Source organism: Vibrio sp. RM-41-2B (assembly GCF_024744415.1).
In the GTDB taxonomy this organism is placed as follows: domain Bacteria; phylum Pseudomonadota; class Gammaproteobacteria; order Enterobacterales; family Vibrionaceae; genus Vibrio; species Vibrio diabolicus.
On the sequence record NZ_JAMQWD010000054.1, the window covers coordinates 126,348 to 151,583 of the forward strand.

Consider the following 25,236-nt stretch of genomic DNA (forward strand, 5'->3'; position numbering starts at 1 on the left):
AAGAAGGTTTAGCGTTGATATGCTTTAAATTGGTTGGTCAATGGATCGTACTGATAACCAAGCATATCAAGCTTGCCTACTACGGACTCTACATCCACTTCATACACCGATACTAACTCGTCAAAACTGTCGCACTCTAAACGTAGCTTTTCATTGACGATACCTAGCAAAATAATGCTATCCAAATTACCTACATTGCTTAAATCCATCGCGACTCTCCTCTTCGACAAGGTATATAAACAAGCGTAGACGTAATCACGTGAATTTAAAGTGAGCGCGATCCAAAACGTGAGTGCCTTATACTCAAGCAACCTAGAAAGGACTTGAGTACAAGCAGTATTGATCTGTTTCTCGACTCGAGATTAAGCCGCCAGAGAGAATAAACCTTGTAGGCTCGTCATTGACGCGAGCGCGAGCAACAGGGCGACGCTCAGTTGAACCTTTTCCGGTTTTTTATGTGTGAAGATATGCCAACACCAAACAATGATTGAAGAAATTAGCATGGCTAAAGACAACAAAATTGGTTGTGTTGCGGCGCTCAATGTCGCTTCATTTAACTGGTAAGAAGCAAATAGAGTTGCGATTACCAGCAGCATTCCAGACACAATGCCCGTAACTGGCAAAATGCGGTGAAATGCCTGCAATCTGCTACGAGCGATAGTCAGAAGCAATTGAGAAAATGACGCCCCAAGGAAAAATATCATTATTGCCATCGCAATAGACGCAGGCCAGCTTGGCTGTTCAAATGCTTGAATACTTACATACGCAAAAGCCAAACCATTCGCTAAATGCATCGCCCAAAGAGGGCCTTTTTCACGCGTTTTCTTGGTTTGAACCTGGGAGTAGAAATAGAAAATAGCGAACACGATCATAAATGCTTCAATGCGAAGAGAAGCAACCGCAAGCCACAATAACGCCACTGCTGGCAACATTTTATGAAGACGGCCTCTCTGACCCGGACAAATATCGCCCTTGATGAGAAGCAAAGTCAGTAGCGCTTGCGCGCCAAATAGCATCGGAGGAAAAGTAACCAGCAATTGTTGAATCATGTTAAATGCACGCTCAAAAGTCATTTTGGGGTGGCGATAATAGCAAATCACCTATCGTCAAACCACCGAAAGTCTATCCCCAAATTTACTAGAACAGCGAGACTTTTATTCAACAAGAAGCGAGATACTTCAACGCATCTTCTTGAGTTAACACGCCTCTGTATTCTTCTTTTTCATCACATAAAACCCACGGGAAGCGAATGCCTGTTTTGATTAGCTCTCGAATAGCAGCGACAGATAAGTGCGCATTGACGAGCACAAACTCCGTGCTCATTATCTGGTTCACCGGGCGTTTCCAAATCCAATTTTCTCGCTCAGTCTCTAATTCTGTCCCCATGGAAGGCGTTAGGTGTAAGTTAACTTGCTCTTTGGTAACTAAGCCAACACAGCGCTTTTCGTTAATGACAACCAACGGCGAACTTGGACTTAAATTCATATATTCCACCGCCAACGATAATGGCTCCCCGGGGTCAAGGTGTCTGACCTCTTCATGGCTCAGTGATTGCAATACATCATCTTGTTTTGGTTTAACAGTAACATCCGAAAACAAATGTTCGTAACTTTCCGCTTTCTCCATCAAATCGACAGGCCGAGCACGAGAGAACAAAAAGCCTTGCATGTAATCCACACCTATTTCAGCCAATGTTTGAAGCTCCTGTTCTGACTCCACGCCCTCGGCAACCACTTTTACATTCATTTGCTGAGCAAGATCAGTGACCATTTTGACAATATTATAACTGGTATTGCCATGCTGAATGTTCTTAACGAATTTTCGGTCGATTTTCAGTAAATCAAACTGCCCTTTCTCTAGGTAAGAAAAAGAAGAATACCCTGTACCGAAGTCATCAATCGCAATTTTAATGCCCTCTTTGCGCACTTGCTCTAGCGCTTGCGTATGCTCTTCGTCTTGCTCAAAATACGCTGTTTCCGTCAGCTCAATCGTGACTCGTTTAGGATCGACACCACTGGCTTTAATTAGGTCATGCGAACGCTGAAGAACCTGGAGCGAATCCAATTTAGTATTCAGTGAGCGATTGATGGTTAACCCTATTTCCTCGCCATATATGTCTTGCAAGCGCGGAAAGTGTTTGAGCGCGGCTTGACAAACCTCATCATCCAGAGCCGCAATCAACTCTAAATCTTCAATAACAGTAATCATCTCTTGAGTGCTATAGGCATCACTTTCATGATAAAAGCGCGCTAAGGCCTCGAACTTAACGACTTTACCAGTTCGGCTATCAATTATGGGTTGAAAATGAACATCCACCAGCCCACTGTCGATTTGCGCTTCCAAAAACGCCTCTAAATGCTGGCGTTTGACTAACTCAGAATGAAGCTCACTATTATAAAAATTAAAATAGCCACCTTCTCCAGAAAGTGAGGACAACATCGCCTGGGCTGCATGCGCTAAAGCTTGCTTTGGCCTGTTTGTATCATAGCCGAGGATTGACACACCCGTTTGTCCCTCGACGATAGTGGTATGCATTTTTGTTCCCATTTCATTCCTAAGCTCAGTGAAGAACCCTTTCATCGCAATTTGAATCAAACGTAAAGGACTTATCCATTGACAGTGAGGAGTTTGTAAACAGACAACAAACACATCCCTAGAAAGTTGACCCGCGATACTGGTGTAGCGGCTTCGCATAATAAAATCGGCGAAGCCTAGTTGCTGTTCAAGTAAGCATTTTTCAGAAAAATTAGGTCTGAGAGTCATGACGATATTGAGTTCTTTACTCCCACTTTCGTTCGCCAAATTAGCTAATTGCAGTTCGAACTCTTCTCTAGAAGGTAAAAAAGCTGACCAATCATGTTGTTGTTCACAGCGATTTTTCATCCACAACAAGGAAGCCGAAATGTCAGTAGAGAAGCCGAGATAAAGAATCCGTCCAGAATGAAATGTTAGCCGATAGATACAAAGATGATGCGCCTGATTACTGCCATTTGCAGTTCTACTCAATAAATTACCGTTCCAGTATCCTTCATCATCAATATGTTGCCAGAGTTGGTCGTAAAACGCCTGACTATGGTGAGATGTGCTAAAGATATAGGTTTTAAGTCCAACCAAATCACGGTTTTGATAACCCATTTGCAATTCAAAGGCACGGTTACAACCTAAGATTCGGGTGTCTTCGTCCGCGACTAAAACCCCTACGTTCGGTAAATCAAAAATCGTTTCGAGAATTTTCGCTAACTCTTCGCAGCCAGTGATCGTCAATTGCGGGATGATAGAGCCTTGAACAATACGCTCATTGAGCTTTTCAAAGCTAATTGTGACATGTATTAAGCGAGCTTCATTAAGCATCATGCAACAAGAAAAACGACCTTGCCCACCTAGGAGCTCCACTTCTAAAATTCGTTGTCTTAGTGTTTCCTGTTGCCCCATCAGCATGTGCTCAAACAAATCATCTAAGCAGGTGACTGGCGTATTTAACCCAAAAGCATTTGCCATTCCTAGCTGGTCGCATTCGAACTCGCGAGTATCAATCTTGTAAGACCATTCAATCACTGGAGTCGGATTGGATGTCGGTTGCACTTTTTCATGTGCTATTGTTGTTGAGTCACTCATTCCCTAGCCCCCTTTTTAATTAGCCTCATGCTCAGGGTTCGTAGTCAACGTGCCTCATTCCATTTGGGACCTGCTGATCCTCTTGTAAAATAGATTCTGGCAACGTAAGCCAATCGACTTAGAACCTTTTCAGAGCTTGTTCGGCTTTTTGCATTTTCCTATGCATTAATTTGATTATAGGCGTTGTTTTTAATAAGCACACCATTGCTTATTGGTTGTATTAACATTGCGACATTTTTCACGACTCGACCTATAACCATGAGGCTTTCAAGGTGATATTAGACATAAAATCGCCGATATAGCCTTGATATTTTTGCAAACCAAATAAAACTCGATGAACTAAGCTTGAATAGATGAGTTTGGTATAGATACCTGATCCTCAAATCGCTATAATTCGCGCTCCCTGGAACAGAGAGCAAAATATGACCAATAACATCACTCCTATTCATGAGTACAAAAAATACTGGGCAGAGTGTTTTGGTACGGCACCTTTCTTGCCGACCAGTCGCAAAGAAATGGACGCCCTAGGATGGGATAGCTGTGACATTATCATCGTAACCGGTGATGCTTACGTGGATCACCCAAGCTTTGGTATGGCTATCATTGGCCGTCTGCTAGAAGCACAAGGTTTCCGTGTCGGTATCATTGCTCAACCAGAATGGCAAAACAAAGATGCATTCATGCAGCTTGGTAAGCCAAATCTGTTCTTCGGGATCACTGCGGGTAACATGGACTCCATGATCAACCGTTACACCGCGGATAAAAAACTTCGTCACGATGACGCGTACACCCCCAATAACGAAGGTGGCAAACGCCCAGACCGCGCGACTTTGGTTTACTCTCAACGTTGTCGTGAAGCTTACAAAGAAGTACCTATTGTTTTAGGTGGTATCGAAGCCAGCCTACGCCGTGTTGCACACTACGATTACTGGTCAGATAAAGTTCGCCGTTCGGTACTATTTGATGCAAAAGCAGACATCCTACTTTTCGGTAACGCAGAACGCGCACTTGTAGAAGTAGCGCATCGCATCGCAAATGGCGAAGACATCAGCACCATGACCAATATTCGTGGTACCGCCGTGAACTTGCCAGCCGCGCCAGAAGGCTACACGGTTATCGATTCTTCTCGCATTGAAAAACCTCGTAAAGAAGCGTTCGTACCAAAGAACCCATACGAAGTAGAAACTCAGTGTGAAACTAAAAAAGATGAGCCAGTTGCAAAACCAATCACGATTCGCCCATCACGCCATGATGCTGCAACAACTGCGGTTCGCTTACCTTCGTTTGAAAAGCTAAGAAACGATCGCATTCTTTATGCTCATGCAAGTCGTGTATTGCATTTAGAAACGAACCCGTACTCAGGTCGAGCGTTACTTCAAAGCCATGGTGATCGTGAACTTTGGGTAAACCAAGCCCCAATCCCATTGACGACCGAAGAGATGGATTTTGTGTTTGGCTTGCCTTACGCGCGTGTTCCTCATCCTATGTACGGCAAAGCAAAAATTCCAGCGTATGACATGATCAAAACGTCTGTGAACATCATGCGTGGTTGTTTTGGTGGCTGTTCTTTCTGTTCGATTACCGAGCACGAAGGCCGAATCATTCAAAACCGCTCGAAAGAGTCAATCATTAACGAGATTGAAGAAATTCGCGACAAAGTTCCGGGCTTTACCGGCACAATTTCCGATCTTGGTGGGCCGACTGCAAACATGTACCGTCTGGGCTGTAAAGATCCAAAAGCGGAAGCGAACTGTCGTCGTCCATCCTGTGTATTCCCGGGCATCTGTAACAAGTTAAATACAGACCATAAACACACCATCGACCTATACCGCGAAGCGCGTAAAGTAGAAGGCGTGAAGAAAGTGATGGTCGCATCAGGCGTACGCTATGACCTTGCGATTGAATCACCAGAATACGTGAAAGAGCTCGTGACTCACCACGTAGGTGGTTACTTGAAAATTGCACCGGAACATACAGAGAAAGGCCCTCTTGATCTGATGATGAAACCTGGCATGGGCACGTATGATCGCTTTAAAGAGATGTTCGAGAAGTACAGCGCAGAAGCGGGTAAGAAGCAGTACTTAATCCCTTACTTTATCTCTGCGCACCCAGGCACAGAAGACGAAGACATGCTGAACCTTGCTCTGTGGCTGAAGAAAAACAACTTCGAGTGTGACCAAGTACAAAACTTCTACCCTTCGCCAATGTGTAACGCAACGTCGATGTACTACTCAGAGACAAACCCTCTGAAACGAGTGAAGTATAAAAAACGTGAAGATGTACCTGTAGCAAAAGGTGAGCGTCAACGTCGCCTACATAAAGCGCTGTTGCGTTACCACGATCCAGCAAACTGGCCAATGATCCGTGAAGCCCTAATCAGCATGGGTAAAAAACATCTGATTGGTGACAAACAAGGCTGTCTCGTTCCTGCGGAAGACATTGAAGCACAAACACCTGCACAACGTCGTAAATCTGGTCGTCACGGGGCAAACCGCTTTGCAACCAAACATACCAAAAACCAACCGGGCTTCGGTGGTCATTTGAACAAACGCTCTGAAGGCGGTTCAAAAGATGGTAAACCATCTGGCAACCGTAACGGCTCTAGTCAACGCCCTGCAAGCAACGGCCAACGTCCTAGCGGCAACGGTGCAAACCGCCCGGCAGGTAGCAAGCCGCAAGGTCAAGGTCGCCCACAAGGACAAGGCAAACCAGCTGGTCAACGTAAACCAAAGCGTCGTTAATTCTTTAGCACTTAAATACTAGAAAGGGCTCCAGAGGTAACTCTGGAGCCCTTTTGTTTTGTCGGTTCATTGAGGTATCACTCACAACTCAAACTTTGATTCAATCAATACAAAAAATGGTAAACACCAACCAACTTATTGGAAAAACAAACAATTATTTGATTGAAGAAAAATAATACAAAACTAACTCATTGATTTTTAATTACTTTATTTTGGTGCGATATTTGCGTAATAGAGTAAAACTCTTAAACATGGGCTAACGATGAGTAATCCACTTCCCCCAAAAACTTCTATGTTCTGGTATGACAACAGCTATACCTATGAGGAGGCCGTTCAGGCATTTGAAAGCGATGGTACGCTGAAATCGCTGAATATCGTTCCAACCACGGAATCCGATGATCTTGCTGGCTCCCCCCCAGAGCGCAGTATGTTTTGGGAGGGAGAAACAAAAAAAATCGATCCGCCACCGCCGTCAGAACCAGAACCTCTCAATTTAAAAAACGAGAAAGAACCAACAGAGGCTTTACCGGCACACTTCATCCCTGTTCGCTACGCTATCGATCAGCTAGAAACGGAAGAAACACAATCTTTTGGTTTGCCTGAAGAATGGAAAGGCCAAGGCCCAGCCAAACTCAATACCGTTGGCTACACCCTGCGTCAGCTTCGTGATGGTTGGTTGTATGTCTATGATGCAATCAATAAAAGCCTAGACGAATACGAAATCAAAGGAACGCAATTCACGCTCTACAAGCTGGGAGAGTCGGAAAGCCCAGAATCCGAACAGCGTGGGACACCAGAAGGGGCAAAACCTTTTCTTACTTACGAAGATGGGAGCGTGCTGTCGATTTGTTACTCTGAACACCGTTGGACATGGAACATGTTCATGCGCGTCCTTAACAATCCAAGTAATCATATCGATCGCATGCAGACTGTTGTTCTGTCTGCAAACGAGAATCAGCACAACATTGCACCAATCGATAAGTTAACTCAAGTGGCTGATATTGAATCTTCTGCCGTTGATGATGGGCGTTTTGCGGATTCTGGCATCGCCACCAAAGCAGATGAAGATGGTTCTGTCTTTAAACCTGTTGCTGTCGAAAGTGATTTAACCTCCGCGATTCCAGAAGAAGAGTCGGGTTACTTCATCGCGATAAAAGATTACGCCGCAGACATTCAAGATATGTCTCTGCATTTTGTTGGTGCTGCAAGCCCTTACCGTCTTTTCACTGACCAGTTTTCAAACCAGTGGAACTTGATGCAGACCGCCATGCAATTGTGCATGTTCGGGGCAAGTGACGAGATAGACATGCCAGCTAGCGTTAAGCGTAACAGTGAAGAGCTGTCGTTTTATACCGACATGGCTGAGTATTATGATTCCTCTAACCAACTTGATTTGGCAGAGCAGAACAAAAGCTCAGTTCAATCAGGCTATCCTGCTAAATTTTCCGCTGGAGCGATTGAATCACACCAACATACCCAAAGTGACATTGCCAAAGCGATACAGGACAAATATCGAATTTCTGCGAGCCGATTTGGTAAATACGAACAATGGATAGCGACTGAACGCTGGCGTAAGCAGCTCAACTGGAAGCAAATGCTGAGCGAGATGCAAGAGCTGTCAGAACAAAAAGAAACCATGCTAGCCCAAGTGGTTTCGGTCAAACGCGACTTTATCGCAGTAATGGAGTCCTTAACGCCGCATCATCTTGAAAGAACCTTCGACCTATACAGCGAAGACACACAGTACAGCTTGTATCAACTGCACAAGCAAGCCGTTGAGTCATTTACTTTGGTGATACAAGAAGAGGACCGACAGTGGGCAGAAAGCCAATGGGAGAAACCAACCAGTTTACTTGCTCTCTACACTTCCGGATTTAGTCGTAGTCTCTTTAAACAAGTGGAGAAGTTAATTCCTGAGCAAGTTTCACATCAGTTAGTTGAAGAAAACGTCGCCAAAAATGTTCCAGATACTGAAAGCTCAGACAAACAGTTTATGGACTACGTTTCGGCAGCAAGTAACCGTGTCGGTATGTATGCAAAAGTAATGGACTTTATTTCTAACCCAAATACTGCAGAAACCGAGTTTTTAAAAGACATCGCGAAAGGATTTAAGGAACTAGATATAATCTTCAAAGCCGCAAACAGCGCAATAATGAAGAGTGCACTAAAATTAGGAGTTAGCTTTACTTCTCAAGCTTCACTTCTAATCATGCCCGTTTTCTCAAAGCCTTTAACTCGAAATAGCTTTTAACTCGAAATAGCTTTTATTGGCGAGCAGTGTTCGCTGAACGTTTAGCTACCAATACTGCTGTCAAAATCAATAAAAACTATGCGCAAGGTTTTGGTGATTGGAAGTCTAACCATGATAAAAGAGTGGTTGCCTCAAACCAAAACAAGGCCATTATAGCTGCTTTTAATAAAGGCGATAAAACAGTATCAAAACAACAATATAAACAAGCCTTAAAACAACAACGTCACCTCCAAAAAAGTCTAGCAGTGGCAACATTAGAATACCCACAATACATCGAGTTTCCAGATGACGTACTTGAGGCAACAATTCAAATGCGTAAAGATATATGGGATAACAGATTAAACAACCTTAATAAACTGTTTGAAGATGTGGGTGGTCTAGGCTTCTTAGCTCTGATTTTCAACTGTCTCGCACTTGCTGATGCAATGAACAGCATTCAAGAAACTGGGCTAATGACCCAAGATGATTTCTTGGATATTCAACAAAAGCTGTTTTACACGGCCGGAGCTTGGACGGGTATTCGTACGGGTAAATTATGGGATAAAGTAAGAGGAGATGACAGACTAAGAGTCCATTCTTTCAAAACACTAAAGTCTTTAGTCTCGGGTCAAGTCGATGGCTTTGAAAACTTGGTACTTGATGACTTAAAAGTATTCAATAAATGGCTCGCCATAACAGGCGCATTAGGAGCATTGGCGTCAGGAATTGAAAGCTATCGCTCCTTTCAAATGCTCTCTACGCTATCAGGTAAAGAAAAAGTACTCGAATATATAAATTTCTCAGCGCTGTCAGTATTGACACTTGCAGGTACAGCACAAGCAATAGGGGCAACCGGGCTACTAACAGTTAATTTTACAATGGGTGGTCCTATGATGTTTATAATTGCAGTCGCAACTGTCGTTTATCTTTCTGCAAACTATCTCAAAGATAAAGTAAAAAAAGACGACTATCAAAAGTGGTTAAATAAATTACCGTGGGGGTACGACTCCAACAGAGCGCAATGGAGTAATTCACCAAGCATGCTCAAAAGAGCACAAGAAAACAGTCTATTAGTCCAAAATTCTTTGTTTGAACTAGAGTCCATTATTCAACAACCGATAATATTCCATAAACCTATAGAACGAATTCAGGCTTTTCCTCAATATACTCATCGTGAGTTAGTAGGATTAGAGGTACATATTCAAATACCAAAAATCGTCGCATATGAAGGAATAAATCTGCAAACCAACACTCACGCGTCTGAAGAGGATCTAATGTCAGGCTCTTGGTATATAAATGCCGATTTAGAAACACTTCAACCGATAAAAGAGAGTTCGAAAGATCAAGTGACATACAAATTAGAGTTACCGATCGAAGAAGCGAAACAGTACTTTGCTCTTAAAGTTGGATATGAGTTAAACGAAAACACATCAAATAGTCGTGAGTACTGCTTCCAAAATAGTATAAAACAACGTGCATCCTACGCCGCGATCTCAGACAATGAGAAACAAAACACTATTAAGAAGTCCCTAACGCCTGTCGTTGGTATATTAAGCATACAGGAGTAACCATTGGCATACTTACCGTTTTATTTAACACCTGAAGAGCTTTCTGCTTATCAAGAGGCTCAAGAGCAAGAAGTCAGCTCAGGTAGCAATGTTTTACGTTGGAGTGTTGTAAACGTCGAGATGCCTTCTCGATACATTCACCTCTATTTTACTCTCGTAACCTTGTTTGTCTGTATTGCGATATTTTTTGCCTTAGCAAACTTTGATCAAAACGATGACACCATTTTCTTAGCATGTGTACTTTCATTTTGCGTGGCACTTTTTTATTTCCTAATGAGATGGGGGCTTTTAAAGCAGTACCATTATGTTTTTTCAGAAAAAGGACTTGTTGCAAAGTCTAGTAGTACCATTCCAAAATGGATGAACAATGCGAGTCAAGTAACAGGCTGGGTGGGCGCTACCACATGTATATTAATGGTAATTCTTGTTGGTCCAATGGCTTTAGCTGGTGCAGGTGCTTTTATACTGGTCTCCTTTAAAATGCTAAAACGCCAACCAGATGAAGTCGCCGAAATTAAAGTCGGCGAGCGTGAAGATTGGTTGTTTGCTTACTACAACAAGAAAAGAAAAGTGATTCGCTTCTACCACAAGTATGACGAGTGTTCTAAATGGAACCTAGATAAGCACACCGTCTTCAGAGCTCAAACTCGTGGTTATAGCTACATATTCTTTAAGACTGTTCAAGACTTAGATGCAATGCTAGAAACCCTTTCAAACAAGTACGGCATTGAATGTATTGATTTTCCAGACCATAAAACGTTTTTTGAAGGAAGACCTGAACCTCGAATTGAAGATATCCCTTCTCGCAGTCTTGAATTTCCGGTAGCCGATACCTTTGACCTGAGAGCTCAAAACGCCCCGCTTCCTGAATGGCGACGTATTTACAACGGCAAGTGGCAAACGGAATCTGAAATCGAACGCTTAAAAGCGGCTGATGAACAGCAAGCAACTCCCGCTTCATAGTTTGCAGCAAGCATTAAAAAAAGGCTCCAGAGGTAACTCTGGAGCCTTTTGTTTTGTGAGAAATAAACGTTTTAAGTTGGGTTAAACTCTTTCACTTACTTTATTAAGACAACTTGAACTTACTCAACTCGCCGTGAAGATCACTGGCTTTTACTGTCAGTTCGTTACTGATCGCTACAGAAGATGACATGGTATCCATCACTTCCATCGCCGTATCATTAATCACAACCACATTACGGTTGATCTCTTCCGACACCGAACTTTGCTCTTCTGCCGCTGAAGCGATCTGATTATTCATATCATTAATTACTTCAATAGCTTGGTTGATTTCGGCCAACGCCAACTGCGCTGCTTGTGTTTCTTCTTTGGTATCCACCGCTTGCTTCTGGCTTTGCTCCATCAACACGACGATTGATTGCGTTTCTTGCTCCAAACGAGCCAACATTGCACGAATTTCTTCTGTCGAGCCTTGTGTGCGCGTTGCAAGGTTGCGGACTTCATCGGCTACCACAGCAAAACCACGACCCGCTTCACCAGCACGCGCAGCTTCAATCGCAGCGTTCAGAGCCAGCAAGTTGGTTTGATCGGCAATGCCACCAATCTCACTCAGAATCCCCTGAATCGCCGTGCTTGAAGCCACCAAATTCTGCGTCTGGTGCTGTGCATCATTCACTTGCGAAGCGAGGTTATCCACCGCGCTTGCAGCATTGTCCATACGCGACATGCCATTCGCACTATTGCTTTGAACTTGGCTTGCCGCCGCCGCTGCTTGTACCGCAGAATTTGCCACTTCTTGTGCGGTTGCGCTCATCTCATTAATCGCCGTTGCTAGCGAGTTGACTTCGTTTACTTGAACGTTCAGTTGATCTCTCGAAGCCGCCGCACGAGCTTGTCCTTCACTTGCGTTTTTATCAACTTGGTCTGCCGTCGCCATTACGGTTAAAAGCATTTCCTGAATGCGAGCGAGGAAGGTATTAAACCAGTGCGCCAGTTGGGCGGTTTCGTCCTTACCTTTCACCTCAATGCGGTAAGTTAGGTCGCCCTCGCCTTGTGCTGCGTCTTTAAAACGCTCCACTAAGTTAGTTAACACTTTGCCCAACGAGGTCGCGATCATTGTCATCGCAACAATACCAATCAGAGCCGCAATAATCCCTGCCCACACTCCCTTTTCAAGAGCTTCTGCACTTTGTTCTTCACTCCATCGCTCGTAGTCATCCACGTTCTTTTTAAGGAAGCTACTGGGAACCGACACCATAACGATCCAAGGCGCATCGCTGGTTTCAATTGCAGTAATCGCATACTCATCCCCGCCAAACGTAACAAGGCCTGCGCCTTTTTGTTTCGCAATGGATTGAATACGAGCCCATTGAGACGCCAATTCATGAGAGGCTTTCTTACCCACTTGATCCGCTTGGCTGCTGTTCGCCAGCGTGATGCCTTTCCACGAAGAAATCAGAATACGGCCTTGTCCATCAAATAAGTCGCTCGCGTAATCTTCACTTTGGCTTTGTAACTCGTTCAATGACAAATCAAAACCGAGAGAACCAATGATCTCGCCACGTAACTTGATTGGTTGGCTAATGGTCGTGATCAGTTCTTGTTTGCCGCGAACCGGATACATGTACGGTTCCATCACGAACGTTTTGCCCGTTTCGTAAGGCATCAAGTGCCAATCGTCTTTACGCTCACCGTTGTTGTTTAATTCAGTATTGCTAAAGCTATCCATCGCCACGACATCAAAACTGTTGTGCGAATTTGGCGAAAAGAATGGCGCTAAGTAGCCTTCGCTATTAAAGCCAAGGCTTTTGTCTTGAATCGTTGGCTCAACCCACGATGGCTTTTCCCATACCATGTAACCAGCAAACACAGCTTTGTTCTGAGCTTCTAGCGACGCAATAAACTGTTTAACAATAATGTCTGGCGTCGCGGTCGTCTCTGCGCTTAATTCGATAATTGAACGCGCTTGCTTTAAGTTCGCCAACACGGGCTCTAACTGGTTGGAAATATTCAGCCCTTGCTGAATCGCCGTATTACTCAGGTCGGTCGTGGTGGCTTCGGTCAGTTGAGATTTTACTTTTGTAGTGATTTGTTCATTCACTTGAGTGAACGCATTGGTTGTCATACCCATTGCAATCAATAGAGTGAAGGCCATTGCCCCACCCGCACTGACAGCAATTCGAGTGCGTATACTGTTAAACATGATCGCCTCACAAATTGATTTTTATCTGGCATTAAGCATTGGAAGGATCATGGATTTTAAACAAGTAAAGTTAATGGAAGGCTTTCATTTATGAACAGAGCAAGAACAGAAAATGTAGTTTTATTAATAAAAATAAAATAATGCAGATTTTCGCTTATACATGAAGCCATTGATTTAATTGAATTATCTCAAAAAGGAGAATCTAAGCGTTTGTATTTAAAAGCAATAACCATAATTAAAAAAGGGACTTAAGAGAAGTAAGAACTTTTTCTATGAGTGAGTCAGTAAAAATCAGTAATTACTAACAATGTGCTCAAGGTCACATAAATAATTTAGTATCTTCATGTTTTATATAGAGTTAACAGAATCAAATAATCTACCCCATTTATACATCAAGAGAAATTGATAGATATGAACAAAAGATCGTAGATTTACTTGGATAATAAGACGGTATTCAAGCTAGACATTGAAAACCGACACAAAGGTGAGAAAATCATCGTCGACAACTTTTTCACACCTATAGTGAATAATGTTCGTTAAGATCAACATTCGAATTTATCGAGATTGGATAAGAATAAATGAAGCGTGTACTTTTGGTAGAAGATAATCGTGAAATAGCGGGAATGTTGTTTGATTATTTTGAGTGTGCTGGCATGCAGCTGGATTATGCCGACAACGGTGAGCTAGGCTTAAAACTGGCGATGGATAATGCGTTTGACATCATTTTGCTCGACCTCATGCTGCCGCGCATGGATGGCCTAACACTGTGCAACAAGCTACGCGATGCAGGTAATAACACTCCGGTGTTGATGCTGACAGCACTTGATAGCCGAGACGACATGCTCAAAGGCTTCCAACACGGCGCCGACGACTACCTCACCAAACCGTTTGATCTCGATATTCTTGAAGCACGCATGACTGCATTGATTAAACGCTACCGCGGTACGGTTGCATCAACCAAACTCCAGTATGGCGAAGTGTCTATCGATCAAAAAACGCATCAAGCCTACCGTCAAGATAAGCTGTTGGCGTTGAATCCAACCACGTACACGATTCTAGAAATGCTGGTGAAAAACGCGCCAGAAGTGGTCACACGTGAGGAGATTGCTTTCCGATTATGGCAAGAAGATGAGCCAAATAACGATGTGTTGCGTAGCCATATTTATCAATTGCGTGGGCAGCTCGACAAACCATTCAAAGAGCACGTTTTGAAAACTATTCCAAAAGTCGGCTTCCGATTGGAGCCCGGGGCATGATTCGCCGCTTATTTAACAATACACAAAGCTTAACCGGACGCCTTGAACTCTTCTTCCTTCTAGTGTCGGTTGTGATTGGCTTGCTATGCTTCGCATTGGTTAGCGGAGCGCTATTATGGTCGGAAGATCGCGTCGGTGAACGACGTATTATGATCGATAAAAAAGAGGCGATTGAGCACTTTCGAAACCATCCTGATAGCGGAATCATCAAACTAGATTTACTGACAACGGCATACAACGACATCAATCTCGTCCCTGAGCTCTATCAACCCTTCATTCAAGATAAAAAGTACTTTCTCGCTGAAGTTGCTGACGAACCAGACACTCGCATGATTTACATGAGCACCTACACGCAAGATGGAGAGGAACATCCTATTATTCTGATCTCTCTGATTGATGAGATAGAAATTACATCTAACGAGTTCATGTTTGTTCTCGTTATGGTGCTGGCGGTAGTAACGGCGCTTATCCTAATTTTTGGCAGCCTTTTACTGCGCCTATCGCAACGTTTGATTGAGCCAGTCAGTGCCCTAAAAACGCAACTGGACCGTCATCAAGGTGACACTACACAAAAATTTGTTGTCCCTGAAGGCTCTGCAAATGAATTCCAAACGCTCGCAAATCAGCTTAATGAATATCGACATCAAATCAATCAAGTGATTAAACGTGAACAAGCTTTTGCACGATATGCCAGTCATGAACTGAGAACTCCGCTCACAGTGATGAAAGGTTCAAGCAGCTTGCTAGCAAGAAGCCCAAGTACGTCATTTCAAGAACGTCAGATTGGCCGTATTCAAGATGCCACTTTGCAGATGTCGACCATGGTTGATGCTTTGTTGGGTTTGGTTCGATATGAACGCAACACCGACGACAGCCCCATTCGAACCATCTCAGAGCAAGAGCTTCACAACATCGTTGCTCTTAGCCAAGCGCAAGCCGATGAAAAGTCGTTAGAATTTAATGTTCAGATATTGGGCCATCCGCAAACCAAAGCGACCACTGCAGTGCTTAACATTACGTTGAGTAACTTAATTCGCAACGGCATTGCAGCCACGTCAGCGGGAACGATTCATATCACCATGACCGATACCACACTGTCGGTGAGAGATGAAGGTGAAGGCTTCTCTTCCGTGCCAGATGCCGAAGGCCATGGTTTGGGGCTCATGATTGTGGACGACTTATGCCGACGCTATGGCTGGCAATTCACTATTGATACACATTCTGAGGGTGGATGTGAGGCAGTGATTGACCTTTCGTCAGAGCATCATGAGGCTTGCTCAGAGTAACTTCCTCAGCACTAGATTCAATCAAGAGGTATCTCATTTGCTCAGTATCAAAACGGGCAGTTCGGTACCTCTTTCTGATTCGATTGAATGAAATCTTATGCCGCAATCGCAACTAGTCGTTCGAATGCTTGCGATGCCGATTCCGACGCTTCACACACAGAAAACACATCTTCGATAAAGTACTTCAACGCTCTGGATTCAATGGCTCTGATTGCAGATTGCTGCTCGTCCGACAAATAGCCGTAAATGCTCGCCGCGCCAAAGTCACCGAAGATCATCTCCCCTTGCTCGTTCACCAACGTATTGTGCGCATACAAATCACCGTGACACACCTTGTTATCGTGTAGGTGATTAAATACGTCTACCATCTGCTCAACAATAGAATTCACTTGCTCGACTGTCAGCGTAAATCCTTGTGGGAACATATCTCGGGTGCAGGTTTCCAACGTTGGCGGTAAACCCAAGTTGTAGTAACTGTTTGGAATCAGCTCCATCACCAAAGCAAGCTCTTTACCGTCATCCACTTGCGCAATGGATTTCACTAGGTTGTTGTGATGCCCAGCTTGCAAACACGCTTCAAGTTCATCATGAGGGTAACCGTCACTGGTGACCTCGCCCTTGAACACTTTTACCGCAACTTCACTCGGGAAGTTGCATTGAGCGTCAGTCCAGTTAGCATGAGAAATCACGCCACTTGCCCCTTGGCCGAGAACATGATTAAGCGAGTAACTGTTTGTGGTCACTTTCGGCACACTGTCTAGCGGAGATGGGTGTTTGCAGAATGGATTACCTGCAAAAGCAAACCATGCCAATTTAGGTAGCTTCATCAGCACATCCGGAAAGTGCTCTAGCTGATTCGCAGAGAGACGAATCAGTTCCAAATTAACTAAGTTTTCCATGCTACTTGGCAGTCGTTTAATGCGATTCCCCGCCAGTGCAAGCTTTCTTAAGCGCGGCCTTTCACCCAGACTGTTTGGCAGCGTTTCAATCTCGTTGTCAGTCAGGATCAGCCAACATAACTGACTTGGTAGTGAGGCTTCACTCACCACTTTAATCTTGTTGGTTTTAAATCCAACCATCTCAAGGTTTGGCAGCTTGCCCAATACCTCTGGTAAATGGGTGAACTGATTATTGGAAGCAAAGATGATTTTTAGCTTGGTCAGCTGTTCCAGTTCTTGTGGCAAATCTGACAGCGCGTTGCCGGATAAATCTAACACTTCAAGCGAGTCTGCAAGCTCTAAAATTTCCATAGGGAACTCAGTTAGCCCTTCCGCCAACTTCAGTTGTTTAATTCCTACTAATTGTCCTGTTTTTAATTGTTCTAGAGTCTGCAAAACCAAGCCTTCTGATTGAATGGAAATAAGCTGAGTAGTGTACGTGGCTTGAGGCAGAAAGGCGAGACATGGGGTGGAATAGCATGGAATCAAAGCAACCAAAGGATAGAAGTGAAGCCATTACAATGGTATTACAGCACCGGTGAGTGCGAGTCAAAACATCAGGAACAACCGAAATGGTTGTACTGAAACACAGACTTTTTATCTGGGTTTAATGGCGTTACACTACGCGCCCTTTTTAAATGGCAAAGGTGACACGGTTTATTCCGTCAGCATCGACATGAAACTCTCAGAAAGTCCTATCACCCAACATAGCTTTAATGGGCGCAAATTTTTCCTTAAACGTGACGACATGCTCCACTCCCACTTTTCTGGGAACAAAGCACGTAAGTTTATGACGTTAATGGAAGAGCAAAATCCCGACATCACCACGTTAATAAGCTTTGGCTCCGCTCAATCTAATGCCATGTACTCGCTAGCGGCTCTCGCCCAGATTAAAGGTTGGGCATTTGAGTTTTATGTTCATCACATTCCATCTTGGCTAAAAAGCTCCCCCATCGGAAACTATCGCGGCGCTCTCGATTTGGGTATGAAAATCACCGCCATGCAAGACATCGGTAGCGAACTCCACCCTAGTGAATACATCCACCAGGTACGAAGATTAGATGAGTCGACATTGCTTATTCCAGAAGGTGGACGTTCCCACCTCGCTGAAGCTGGCATCAAACAGTTAGCACGAGAAATTCTTGATTGGACACGATTGAGAGGTAAAGAGCAGTTTACGGTCGCCCTGCCATCAGGCACCGGCACGACGGCTTTATATCTTCATAAACATTTAAGCCCACACGGCATAGAAGTGCTAACTTGCCCTTGCGTAGGCGATGCAGATTACTTAACTGAGCAGTTCAACCAGCTCGGTGAAAACAGCCACCCAACCATTTTAACCATCCGCAACAAACACCATTTTGGTCGCTTGTACGAAGAAGATTACATCACATGGAAAGCACTCTTTGAGCAAACCGACCTCGAATTTGACCTGTTATACGACCCGTATATGTGGCAATGCCTCACCCCTTGGTTGGAAGAGAACACAGATAAAACGGTGATTTACATTCACCAAGGCGGGTTACTTGGCAACGAGTCGATGTTGCCAAGATATCAACGAGAATTTGAATAGCGTGTTCAAATAAAGTTGTTGCTGATTACAATGATTCCACTATTTGATGAGCGCCAGAATTTCTTTGAATTCAGGTGCTCGGCAATCTTCGACCATTTCATACAAACACATTTCTAGCCCAGTGAGCACCACACCGTTAGCGGTTAGCTTCGCAAGAGCGAGCGCTTTATTGGCAGCGGTTCGGGAAGATACACAATCCGTGACTAATTCAACGCGATAACCGGACTGGCGCAGAGAAACCGCGGTTTGATAGACGCAAATGTGGGATTCAATACCGCAAACCAACCAGGTATCAACTTTCGCGTTCTCCACCGCGACCTTAAACGTCGCCTCTTTGCAACCATCAAACGTGTACTTGGTAATAGGTAAATGCGTGCTTTCAAGCACTTCACGAATCGGCTCCGCGGTTGGGCCCAACCTTTCTGGATTCTGTTCTAGCCACAGAATAGGCAAATCTAGTGCTTTGGCACCCTTTACCAGTTTCGTAATATTTTCAATCAGTGCGTCGCTTTCATGCATTAATGTAGCGAGTTTGCCCTGAACATCCACCACAATCAGGCCCGTGTTTCCTTTCGATAACATTTCCATCTCCTATATTGTGTGACCACAAACCATACTCAACAAGTTGAGCAATAATTAATGTATCAGAACCCTTTCATGTTAGAGCAATAAAACCTAGAAAGATGACCTTCGCTCACACATTTTCCCTTAGGTAAGGGTGGTTTAAACTGACTATTTAAATTTCTCTCGAATTAGCTCAATCAAGGCTTTGACTTTATTGGGCAGAAATAAGGCCGAGGGATAAATCAGAGTAAGATGCTGCTTCGGATGCGCAAATTGAGGCAGCACCTCGACCAACAAACCGTCTCTCAGTGCAGGCTTGGAATGAATTTGAGGAATAAACGCGATGCCGTTTCCTGCTATCGCCATCGAGCGCAGCAAGTTGAGGTCATCCGAACGCAACGCCACATGCAGATCTGAATCGAGCAAATCGGCGTTATAACGATTAGTTAAAAGGCGATGTTGCTTAAGATCTTCAACCATTTTTACTGGCGGATGCGATTCTAGATAGGCTTTTGACGCAACAAAGTGACTACGATAAGGCAAAAGACTGAACTGCACATAGCTGTCATCGGTGACTTTGACCACGCTCGGAAGAAGCTGTAAATCAAACGATTGACGCTTGAGATCGACACTCTCTTGATGGTTTTCAATCTCGACCGAAATATCCGGATACCGCGTTGTGTACTCGGTGATGATCGCGTTAAACGCGGCAGAGCTCATCAATGCGGAAGGAATGGCTAAACGCACCTTGCCCGTCAGCTCTTGTTGATATTCATGCATGGCATTTAAACCTTGCTGAATATGGTCAATAGGCTGCCCCACCAACTCAAACAAGCGTTTCCCGTGCTCCGTCAACTCAATGCTGCGTGTTGTGCGGATCAAAAGCTGTACCCCGAGCGATTTCTCTAATTCTTGCAGGCGACGACTCACTTTTGAGCGTTGTAGTTGATTCGCCTCTGCCGCTGCACTTATACCGCCGTGAACCACCGTCTGAGTGAATAGGTAAATATCATCAAAACTAACGTTCATTGTCCTATTTTTAGGTCATTTATGTTCGTATTATCATTCTACTGAATTGTGAGTGACTTCTCTATAATCCGCTATCCAATATGTTTAACGGAACTTGTAATGACGGCTGACCAAAAATTCAAACACTGGATGCGAACTTTGATTGTCCTGTTCATCGTACTATTTTTGTACATTATCATTGCTGACCGCCACGCCCCCTTAACGACCGAAGGACGAGTGCAAGGATACGTTGTCCAAGTCGCGCCCGAGGTATCTGGTAAAGTGACCGACGTTCTCATCGAGAATAACCAGTCCGTTCAAAAAGGCGATGTGTTGTTTACGATTGATGATCGTAAATACAAGATAGCGCTTGAACAGGCGGAGCTGTCTCTGCAATCCGCTTATGAAAAAGAAGCAACGCTGTATTCTCAACGCGAAGCCGCTCTTGCCAATATTGCCCGCGCACAAGCAACATTTGATAATGCACACCGCGAATACAACCGCTTACTGACGCTATCGAAGCAGAAAGTCATCTCTCAATCGACACTCGATAATGCCTTTGCCCAAAATCAGGTATCACGCGCAGCGCTTAAAGCGGAACGACAAAACTTAAAAGTCATTGAGGCGCAATTAGGCGATCAAAAAGGTCAAAGCACCGCCGTTCGAATTGCCAAAAACGGCATCGAAAAGGCGCAACTTGATTTGGCAAATACCGCGGTACTCGCTCCCAGTGATGGTGTCGTGACCAACCTGCAACTAGAAGTTGGCACGATGGCAAACACCAACATGCCATTGCTGACATTTGTACCAACAGGATCACTCTGGGTAGCCGCTGATTTTCGTGAAAAGTCCGTCGCGAACGTAGACAAGACTTTCCACGCCTTGGTCACATTTGATGCCAACCCAGGTTCGGTGTACGACTTTGATTTAGCTAGCCGCGATTACGGTGTAGCAGCCGCACAACAAACGCCTAATGGCGCACTAACCAAAGTGGAAGTGAACAACCGCTGGGTACGTGATGCACAGCGTACACGAGTGAACCTAACCAGCAGCGAAGAGTTACCACCAGCACTGTTTGTCGGATCTCGCGCTACCATTGTTTTGTACCCAGACAACAACATTTTCTGGCAGTTGATGGCGCAAGCACAGATTCACCTAGCAAGCTGGTTCCACTTCATTTACTAGGCGGCGACAATGAAAACCTTACGAATTTGGTTCGGCTGCTCTTTAGGGCTCGCGCTAAGCATGATCTTCGGTTGGTCTTACGGATTTTTTGCCATCATGATGCCGCTGTTTATTTTGGGCAGAATGGACCACTTTAACCTAGCGGCTTTATTGATCGTGTTTTTCTCTGCGGTGTGGACAACCATACAAGCCACATTTTTACTGGAATACTTGCAGTTTCATCCAACATTAATGACCGTAGCCGTTGGAATCATGATGCTGTTTAAGTGCATTGCAATGATGAACCAGAAAACCTATTTGTTTGGTTACATGGGGTTGTTGGTGGGATCAATTGTGTTGAACTTTGCCAGCTATAACTTCATGGATATTGAAGAGTTCAACGTCAACATGTGGGTGATGGCGTTCAGCAATATTTTTGTTTGCGCATTCGCGTATTGGTTGTTCCCTGAGCCAAAATCCTCCGCCGAGCACATTGAGATGTCGACCCCAGTGAAAAGCGATATTGACTACATCAGCCAAGTTGCCATGGGTTGGGTAGTGGCGATGGCGGCATTTATCGTATTCCAAGTAGCAGACTTATATGACTCGCTATCCGCACAAGCTTCCATTTTGATCATCCTAACCCCAATGACTTTAGCGGGCTCGCTCGCCATGGCAAAAATTCGCATCATCGGCACCGCACTAGGCTGCATCGCAGGGATGGCTGTTCAGCTGATATTGGGCAGTTGGTATGGGCATGGGCTACTCTTTTGGCTCGCCTTTACCATTGCCATGGGGCCATTCTGCTTGTGGCTCACCAAGGGGCAAATTAAAGCGGCTATCGCGTTTTCTGCCATGTCTGCCCTATCGGTTCCGCTGACGACCTCATTGGTGCCAGAACAAAAAGACGCGTTCTTTTCGATCTTGTACCGTTTCAGCTCGATTTTCGTCGCGGTTTTGCTCACCGCGATGGTGATGTGGGTAGTGCATCACTGGATACGTGTGATGTTGCTAAAGCATCCTGAGATGAGGAACGTGGAGTTGAATTAAGCCTTGGCCGAGGCTGAAAACGGAAAACAAACTATGCCGCTCACTTTACTGCGAGCGGCATTTTTATTTAAAACGGTCATCCTGAACATCGAGGAACGAGCGTGATTCAGGATCTACCCACCGAGTGCTGTAAAGCTTGGAGGTTATCGCCATTTCCTAGCGAGCTGTAATCAGATTCCTAGTCTCGTTTAAACTCGCTGGAATGACCCTATCTTTAGTTTATAGTGCGGAGCCCAAGTCTTAATATCAACCCACCAACTCTTTACGAATGATCTCCGCTCCCGCACTTAGCGCATTAAGCTTAGCGGTTGATACTTCACGAGACAAAGGCGCCATACCGCAGTTGGTACATGGGTAAAGCTTGTCGGCATCAACGTATTTCAATGCCTCTCGAAGTGTGTTCGCCACTTCTTCTGGCGTTTCAATTTCGTTGGTAGCAACGTCAATCGCACCAACCATCACCTTCTTACCTCGAATCAACTCAAGTAACTCAATAGGCACTCGTGAGTTATGACATTCGAGCGAGATAATATCGATATTCGATTGCTGCAATTTAGGGAATACTTCTTCGTATTGTCGCCATTCAGTGCCTAGCGTTTGCTTCCAATCCGTGTTCGCTTTGATGCCGTAGCCATAGCAGATATGCACCGCCGTTTCACATTTCAGCCCTTCAATCGCACGCTCTAAACATGCAATGCCCCACTCGTTCACATCATCGAAGAACACATTGAACGCAGGCTCATCAAACTGAATGATGTCGACACCTGCCGCTTCAAGCTCTTTCGCTTCTTGATTGAGGATCTTTGCAAATTCCCAAGCCAGCTTTTCACGGCTACCGTAATGATCATCATACAGCGTGTCGATCATCGTCATAGGGCCTGGCAGCGCCCACTTGATAGGTTGCTTAGTTTGCTGACGCAAGAACTTTGCATCTTCAACAAACACGGGCTTTGTGCGGCTTACTGGGCCAACCACCGTCGGAACACTTGCTTCATAGCGGTTGCGAATGGTCACCGTTTTACGGTTTTCAAAATCTACGCCGCTTAAATGCTCAATAAAGGTCGTCACAAAATGTTGGCGAGTTTGCTCGCCATCACTGACGATATCAACGCCTGCCAGCTCTTGTTCTTGCAAAGCGACACGTAGCGCATCGCGTTTGCCATCAATCAGTTCTTCACCTTGCAGTTTCCACGGTGACCAAAGTTTTTCTGGTTCAGCCAGCCAAGAAGGTTTCGGTAAGCTGCCAGCCGTTGAAGTCGGTAATAGTGTTTTCATCGTCATTCCTTTCTAGATTCTCGTTGTCGATTACGCGTAGTTTGCAGACCATTGTTCAAGCACAGATTGATAAGGTTTGATGAAATGCTCCTCGGCAAATTTCCCTTGTTCAATCGCCAGTTGGCTGCGCTCTTCTCGGTCGTAAACGATTTGAGTTAGCGAGTGGTCTAGGTTTTTTAGGTTTGGCTGGTAGCAATTACCGGCAACCGCGTTGGCATTGTAAATCTCTGGTCGGTAAATCTTCTGGAATGTCTCCATCGTGCTAATCGTACTGATAAGCTCTAGGTTTGAATAGTCGTTCAACAAGTCACCGAAGAAGTAGAATGCCAATGGTGCAACACTGTTTGGCGGCATAAAATAGCGCACCTGCAATCCCATCTTTTTGAAGTACTGCTCCGTCAACGAAGATTCGTTCGGCTGATATTCAAAGCCCAAAACAGGATGTTGGTTTTCGGTACGTCGGTATACTTTGTTGTCCGATACGCTCAGACAAATCACAGGCAGCTTTTTGAAATGCTGTTTGTAAGACTCAGAATTAACGAAAGCTTTGAACAGTTTGCCATGCAAATCACCAAAGTTCGCTGGGATGCTGAACTGTGGCTGGTTTTTGTTGTGGTCCAACAGCAAAACGCTAAAGTCGTAATCACGCACGTATGAAGAGAAGTTGTTACCCACAATGCCTTCGAAGCGCTCGTTAGTGTTGTGGTCAACAATGTTAGTTTTGAGCACTTCAATCGTTGGGAAGGCTTCTCCACTGCCTTGGATACCCATATCAACAGAGATGATTTCAAGCTCTACTGAGTAGCGGTCACCTTGCGCGTTATCCCAATATGCCAACGCATTAAAACGATTGTCGATCATTCGGAGTGCATTGCGCAGATTCTCTCGGCGGTAGTTTCCGCGAGCCAGATTAGCAAAGTTGGTAGTAATTCGCGTGTTGTCTGATGGTTGGTAATTCTCATCAAAGCGAATGCTTTTGATAGCAAATGTGAAATCGTTATTCATCGTGAGTTGGTATCCTATTTCCTTAGATAAAGCAGACTTTTCCTAACTCTGTGCATGGGGACATTTTTGTTTTTTGGTTTTCCCAATCGTTAGGTTGCACAGCACTTACGACGAACAGTTCGTACTAAAAATGACGGTCGCAGTGCCTAACACCAGAGCAGTCCTTTTTTTATACTTGCTTCACGAGTTGAGTAATATTGGTATTGTTTCACATTGAACATGAAAGAAATTCATAGTGGGAGTTCCAACCCAGAGGGAACTATCGTAGATACTGTTTTTCATTGACACCAATACACGTAACTTGGCGAGCATATTGCTAATATGTGTAATTAATAAACTGGTAAGGGATTAACAGTACGTAAACCAGTTTTAAGCCTAGAAAACGCATTGTATAAACAAGACGCTACCTGGAATATAGGAAAGCGTAGCTTAAATAGCACTTTTCACACTCCATCATTTATTCAAGCATTCGTTTAATTAAAAGCACCTTACATTTTATATCCTCGGAAAGAGGATTATTTAATTATCTTATTTATTTCTTTTCCTATATTTACCATCTCAAATGTAACGTTTAATTTTTCCGTTTTAAAATAACATATAATCTCATACACGAATATGACAAGTTCATTGACGGACTTTGTCACCCAATCATTACATTAAGCTAGAAAAAAACGACAACAAAACAAACATAAGCCACTGTTTTAATTTAAATTAAATTCAGCAAGCCGTAATGACCACATAACGACACTTTACTTAGTTTGGCATAACAAAAACCTCAGAAACAACATGGTTAATACTTA

18 protein-coding genes are annotated in these 25,236 nt (G+C 44.3%); 9 read left to right on the forward strand and 9 right to left on the reverse strand.

Annotated features, from left to right (window positions below):
• Window positions 1-8 precede the first annotated feature (8 nt).
• The 3 genes from NB463_RS22640 to NB463_RS22650 all read right to left on the reverse strand — a co-directional run bounded on the left by NB463_RS22640 (window position 9) and on the right by NB463_RS22650 (window position 3,615).
• Entirely contained in the window at window positions 9-209 is a 201-nt protein-coding gene (locus NB463_RS22640; RefSeq protein WP_258432285.1) for a DUF4250 domain-containing protein, read from the reverse strand.
• Window positions 210-362: 153 nt separating this feature from the next.
• Window positions 363-1,073 carry a hypothetical protein gene (locus tag NB463_RS22645; RefSeq protein WP_012841615.1) on the reverse strand — a complete coding sequence of 237 codons (711 nt, stop codon included), beginning with the start codon at window positions 1,071-1,073 and terminating at the stop codon, window positions 363-365.
• An 85-nt stretch (window positions 1,074-1,158) separates the two neighbouring features.
• Window positions 1,159-3,615, reverse strand: coding sequence for an EAL domain-containing protein (locus NB463_RS22650; protein ID WP_258432283.1), 2,457 nt, complete (start codon window positions 3,613-3,615; stop codon window positions 1,159-1,161).
• A gap of 422 nt (window positions 3,616-4,037) precedes the next feature.
• On the opposite strand from NB463_RS22650, the gene NB463_RS22655 reads away from it, so the two are divergent.
• From NB463_RS22655 to NB463_RS22665, 4 genes are all read left to right on the forward strand, one after another.
• Window positions 4,038-6,356 (forward strand): YgiQ family radical SAM protein, encoded by a 2,319-nt coding sequence (locus NB463_RS22655; RefSeq protein ID WP_065646060.1) that lies wholly within the window; start codon window positions 4,038-4,040, stop codon window positions 6,354-6,356.
• 262 nt (window positions 6,357-6,618) lie between these two features.
• On the forward strand, window positions 6,619-8,607 hold the full coding sequence (locus NB463_RS23985; RefSeq protein WP_405054845.1) for a T6SS effector BTH_I2691 family protein: 1,989 nt from the start codon (window positions 6,619-6,621) through the stop codon (window positions 8,605-8,607).
• A gap of 26 nt (window positions 8,608-8,633) precedes the next feature.
• The gene (locus tag NB463_RS23990; RefSeq protein WP_405054844.1) at window positions 8,634-10,154 is read left to right on the forward strand and encodes a hypothetical protein; all 1,521 of its coding nucleotides are present in this window, start codon (window positions 8,634-8,636) and stop codon (window positions 10,152-10,154) included.
• A 3-nt stretch (window positions 10,155-10,157) separates the two neighbouring features.
• Window positions 10,158-11,117, forward strand: a complete 960-nt coding sequence (locus NB463_RS22665; RefSeq protein WP_258432280.1) for a hypothetical protein — start codon at window positions 10,158-10,160, stop codon at window positions 11,115-11,117.
• Between the two features lie 103 nt (window positions 11,118-11,220).
• Here NB463_RS22665 and NB463_RS22670 read toward each other — a convergent pair whose 3' ends face one another.
• Window positions 11,221-13,317 (reverse strand): methyl-accepting chemotaxis protein, encoded by a 2,097-nt coding sequence (locus NB463_RS22670; RefSeq protein ID WP_258432278.1) that lies wholly within the window; start codon window positions 13,315-13,317, stop codon window positions 11,221-11,223.
• Window positions 13,318-13,895: 578 nt separating this feature from the next.
• On the opposite strand from NB463_RS22670, the gene NB463_RS22675 reads away from it, so the two are divergent.
• A complete protein-coding gene (locus NB463_RS22675) occupies window positions 13,896-14,573 on the forward strand; it encodes a response regulator transcription factor (RefSeq protein WP_048625732.1) in 678 nt (225 codons plus the stop codon).
• Window positions 14,570-15,859, forward strand: a complete 1,290-nt coding sequence (locus NB463_RS22680; RefSeq protein ID WP_258431964.1) for a sensor histidine kinase — start codon at window positions 14,570-14,572, stop codon at window positions 15,857-15,859. The genes NB463_RS22675 and NB463_RS22680 overlap by 4 nt, the downstream gene beginning before the upstream one ends.
• 95 nt (window positions 15,860-15,954) lie before the next feature.
• On the opposite strand, the gene NB463_RS22685 is transcribed toward NB463_RS22680, so the two are convergent.
• On the reverse strand, window positions 15,955-17,193 hold the full coding sequence (locus NB463_RS22685) for a leucine-rich repeat-containing protein kinase family protein (RefSeq protein ID WP_258431965.1): 1,239 nt from the start codon (window positions 17,191-17,193) through the stop codon (window positions 15,955-15,957).
• A 280-nt stretch (window positions 17,194-17,473) separates the two neighbouring features.
• On the opposite strand from NB463_RS22685, the gene NB463_RS22690 reads away from it, so the two are divergent.
• Window positions 17,474-18,370 carry a 1-aminocyclopropane-1-carboxylate deaminase/D-cysteine desulfhydrase gene (locus tag NB463_RS22690; protein WP_258431969.1) on the forward strand — a complete coding sequence of 299 codons (897 nt, stop codon included), beginning with the start codon at window positions 17,474-17,476 and terminating at the stop codon, window positions 18,368-18,370.
• A gap of 39 nt (window positions 18,371-18,409) precedes the next feature.
• Here NB463_RS22690 and NB463_RS22695 read toward each other — a convergent pair whose 3' ends face one another.
• Together NB463_RS22695 and NB463_RS22700 are read right to left on the reverse strand one after the other, a co-directional pair.
• The gene (locus tag NB463_RS22695; RefSeq protein ID WP_005457944.1) at window positions 18,410-18,952 is read right to left on the reverse strand and encodes a hydrolase; all 543 of its coding nucleotides are present in this window, start codon (window positions 18,950-18,952) and stop codon (window positions 18,410-18,412) included.
• Window positions 18,953-19,102: 150 nt separating this feature from the next.
• Complete coding sequence (locus tag NB463_RS22700) at window positions 19,103-19,963, reverse strand: LysR family transcriptional regulator (RefSeq protein ID WP_045603706.1); 861 nt, start codon at window positions 19,961-19,963, stop codon at window positions 19,103-19,105.
• A 99-nt stretch (window positions 19,964-20,062) separates the two neighbouring features.
• Between NB463_RS22700 and NB463_RS22705 the strand changes: the two genes are divergently transcribed.
• Both NB463_RS22705 and NB463_RS22710 read left to right on the forward strand, forming a co-directional pair.
• Window positions 20,063-21,127, forward strand: coding sequence for an HlyD family secretion protein (locus NB463_RS22705; RefSeq protein WP_025555651.1), 1,065 nt, complete (start codon window positions 20,063-20,065; stop codon window positions 21,125-21,127).
• 9 nt (window positions 21,128-21,136) lie between these two features.
• Window positions 21,137-22,156: a DUF2955 domain-containing protein gene (locus NB463_RS22710; protein ID WP_074191557.1), complete on the forward strand. Its 1,020-nt coding sequence runs from the start codon at window positions 21,137-21,139 to the stop codon at window positions 22,154-22,156.
• 246 nt (window positions 22,157-22,402) lie between these two features.
• Here the strand turns inward: NB463_RS22710 and NB463_RS22715 are convergent, their stop codons facing one another.
• Window positions 22,403-23,431: a methionine synthase gene (locus NB463_RS22715; RefSeq protein ID WP_031780992.1), complete on the reverse strand. Its 1,029-nt coding sequence runs from the start codon at window positions 23,429-23,431 to the stop codon at window positions 22,403-22,405.
• A gap of 30 nt (window positions 23,432-23,461) precedes the next feature.
• A complete protein-coding gene (locus tag NB463_RS22720) occupies window positions 23,462-24,436 on the reverse strand; it encodes a DUF1852 domain-containing protein (protein WP_047010012.1) in 975 nt (324 codons plus the stop codon).
• Window positions 24,437-25,236 lie beyond the last annotated feature (800 nt).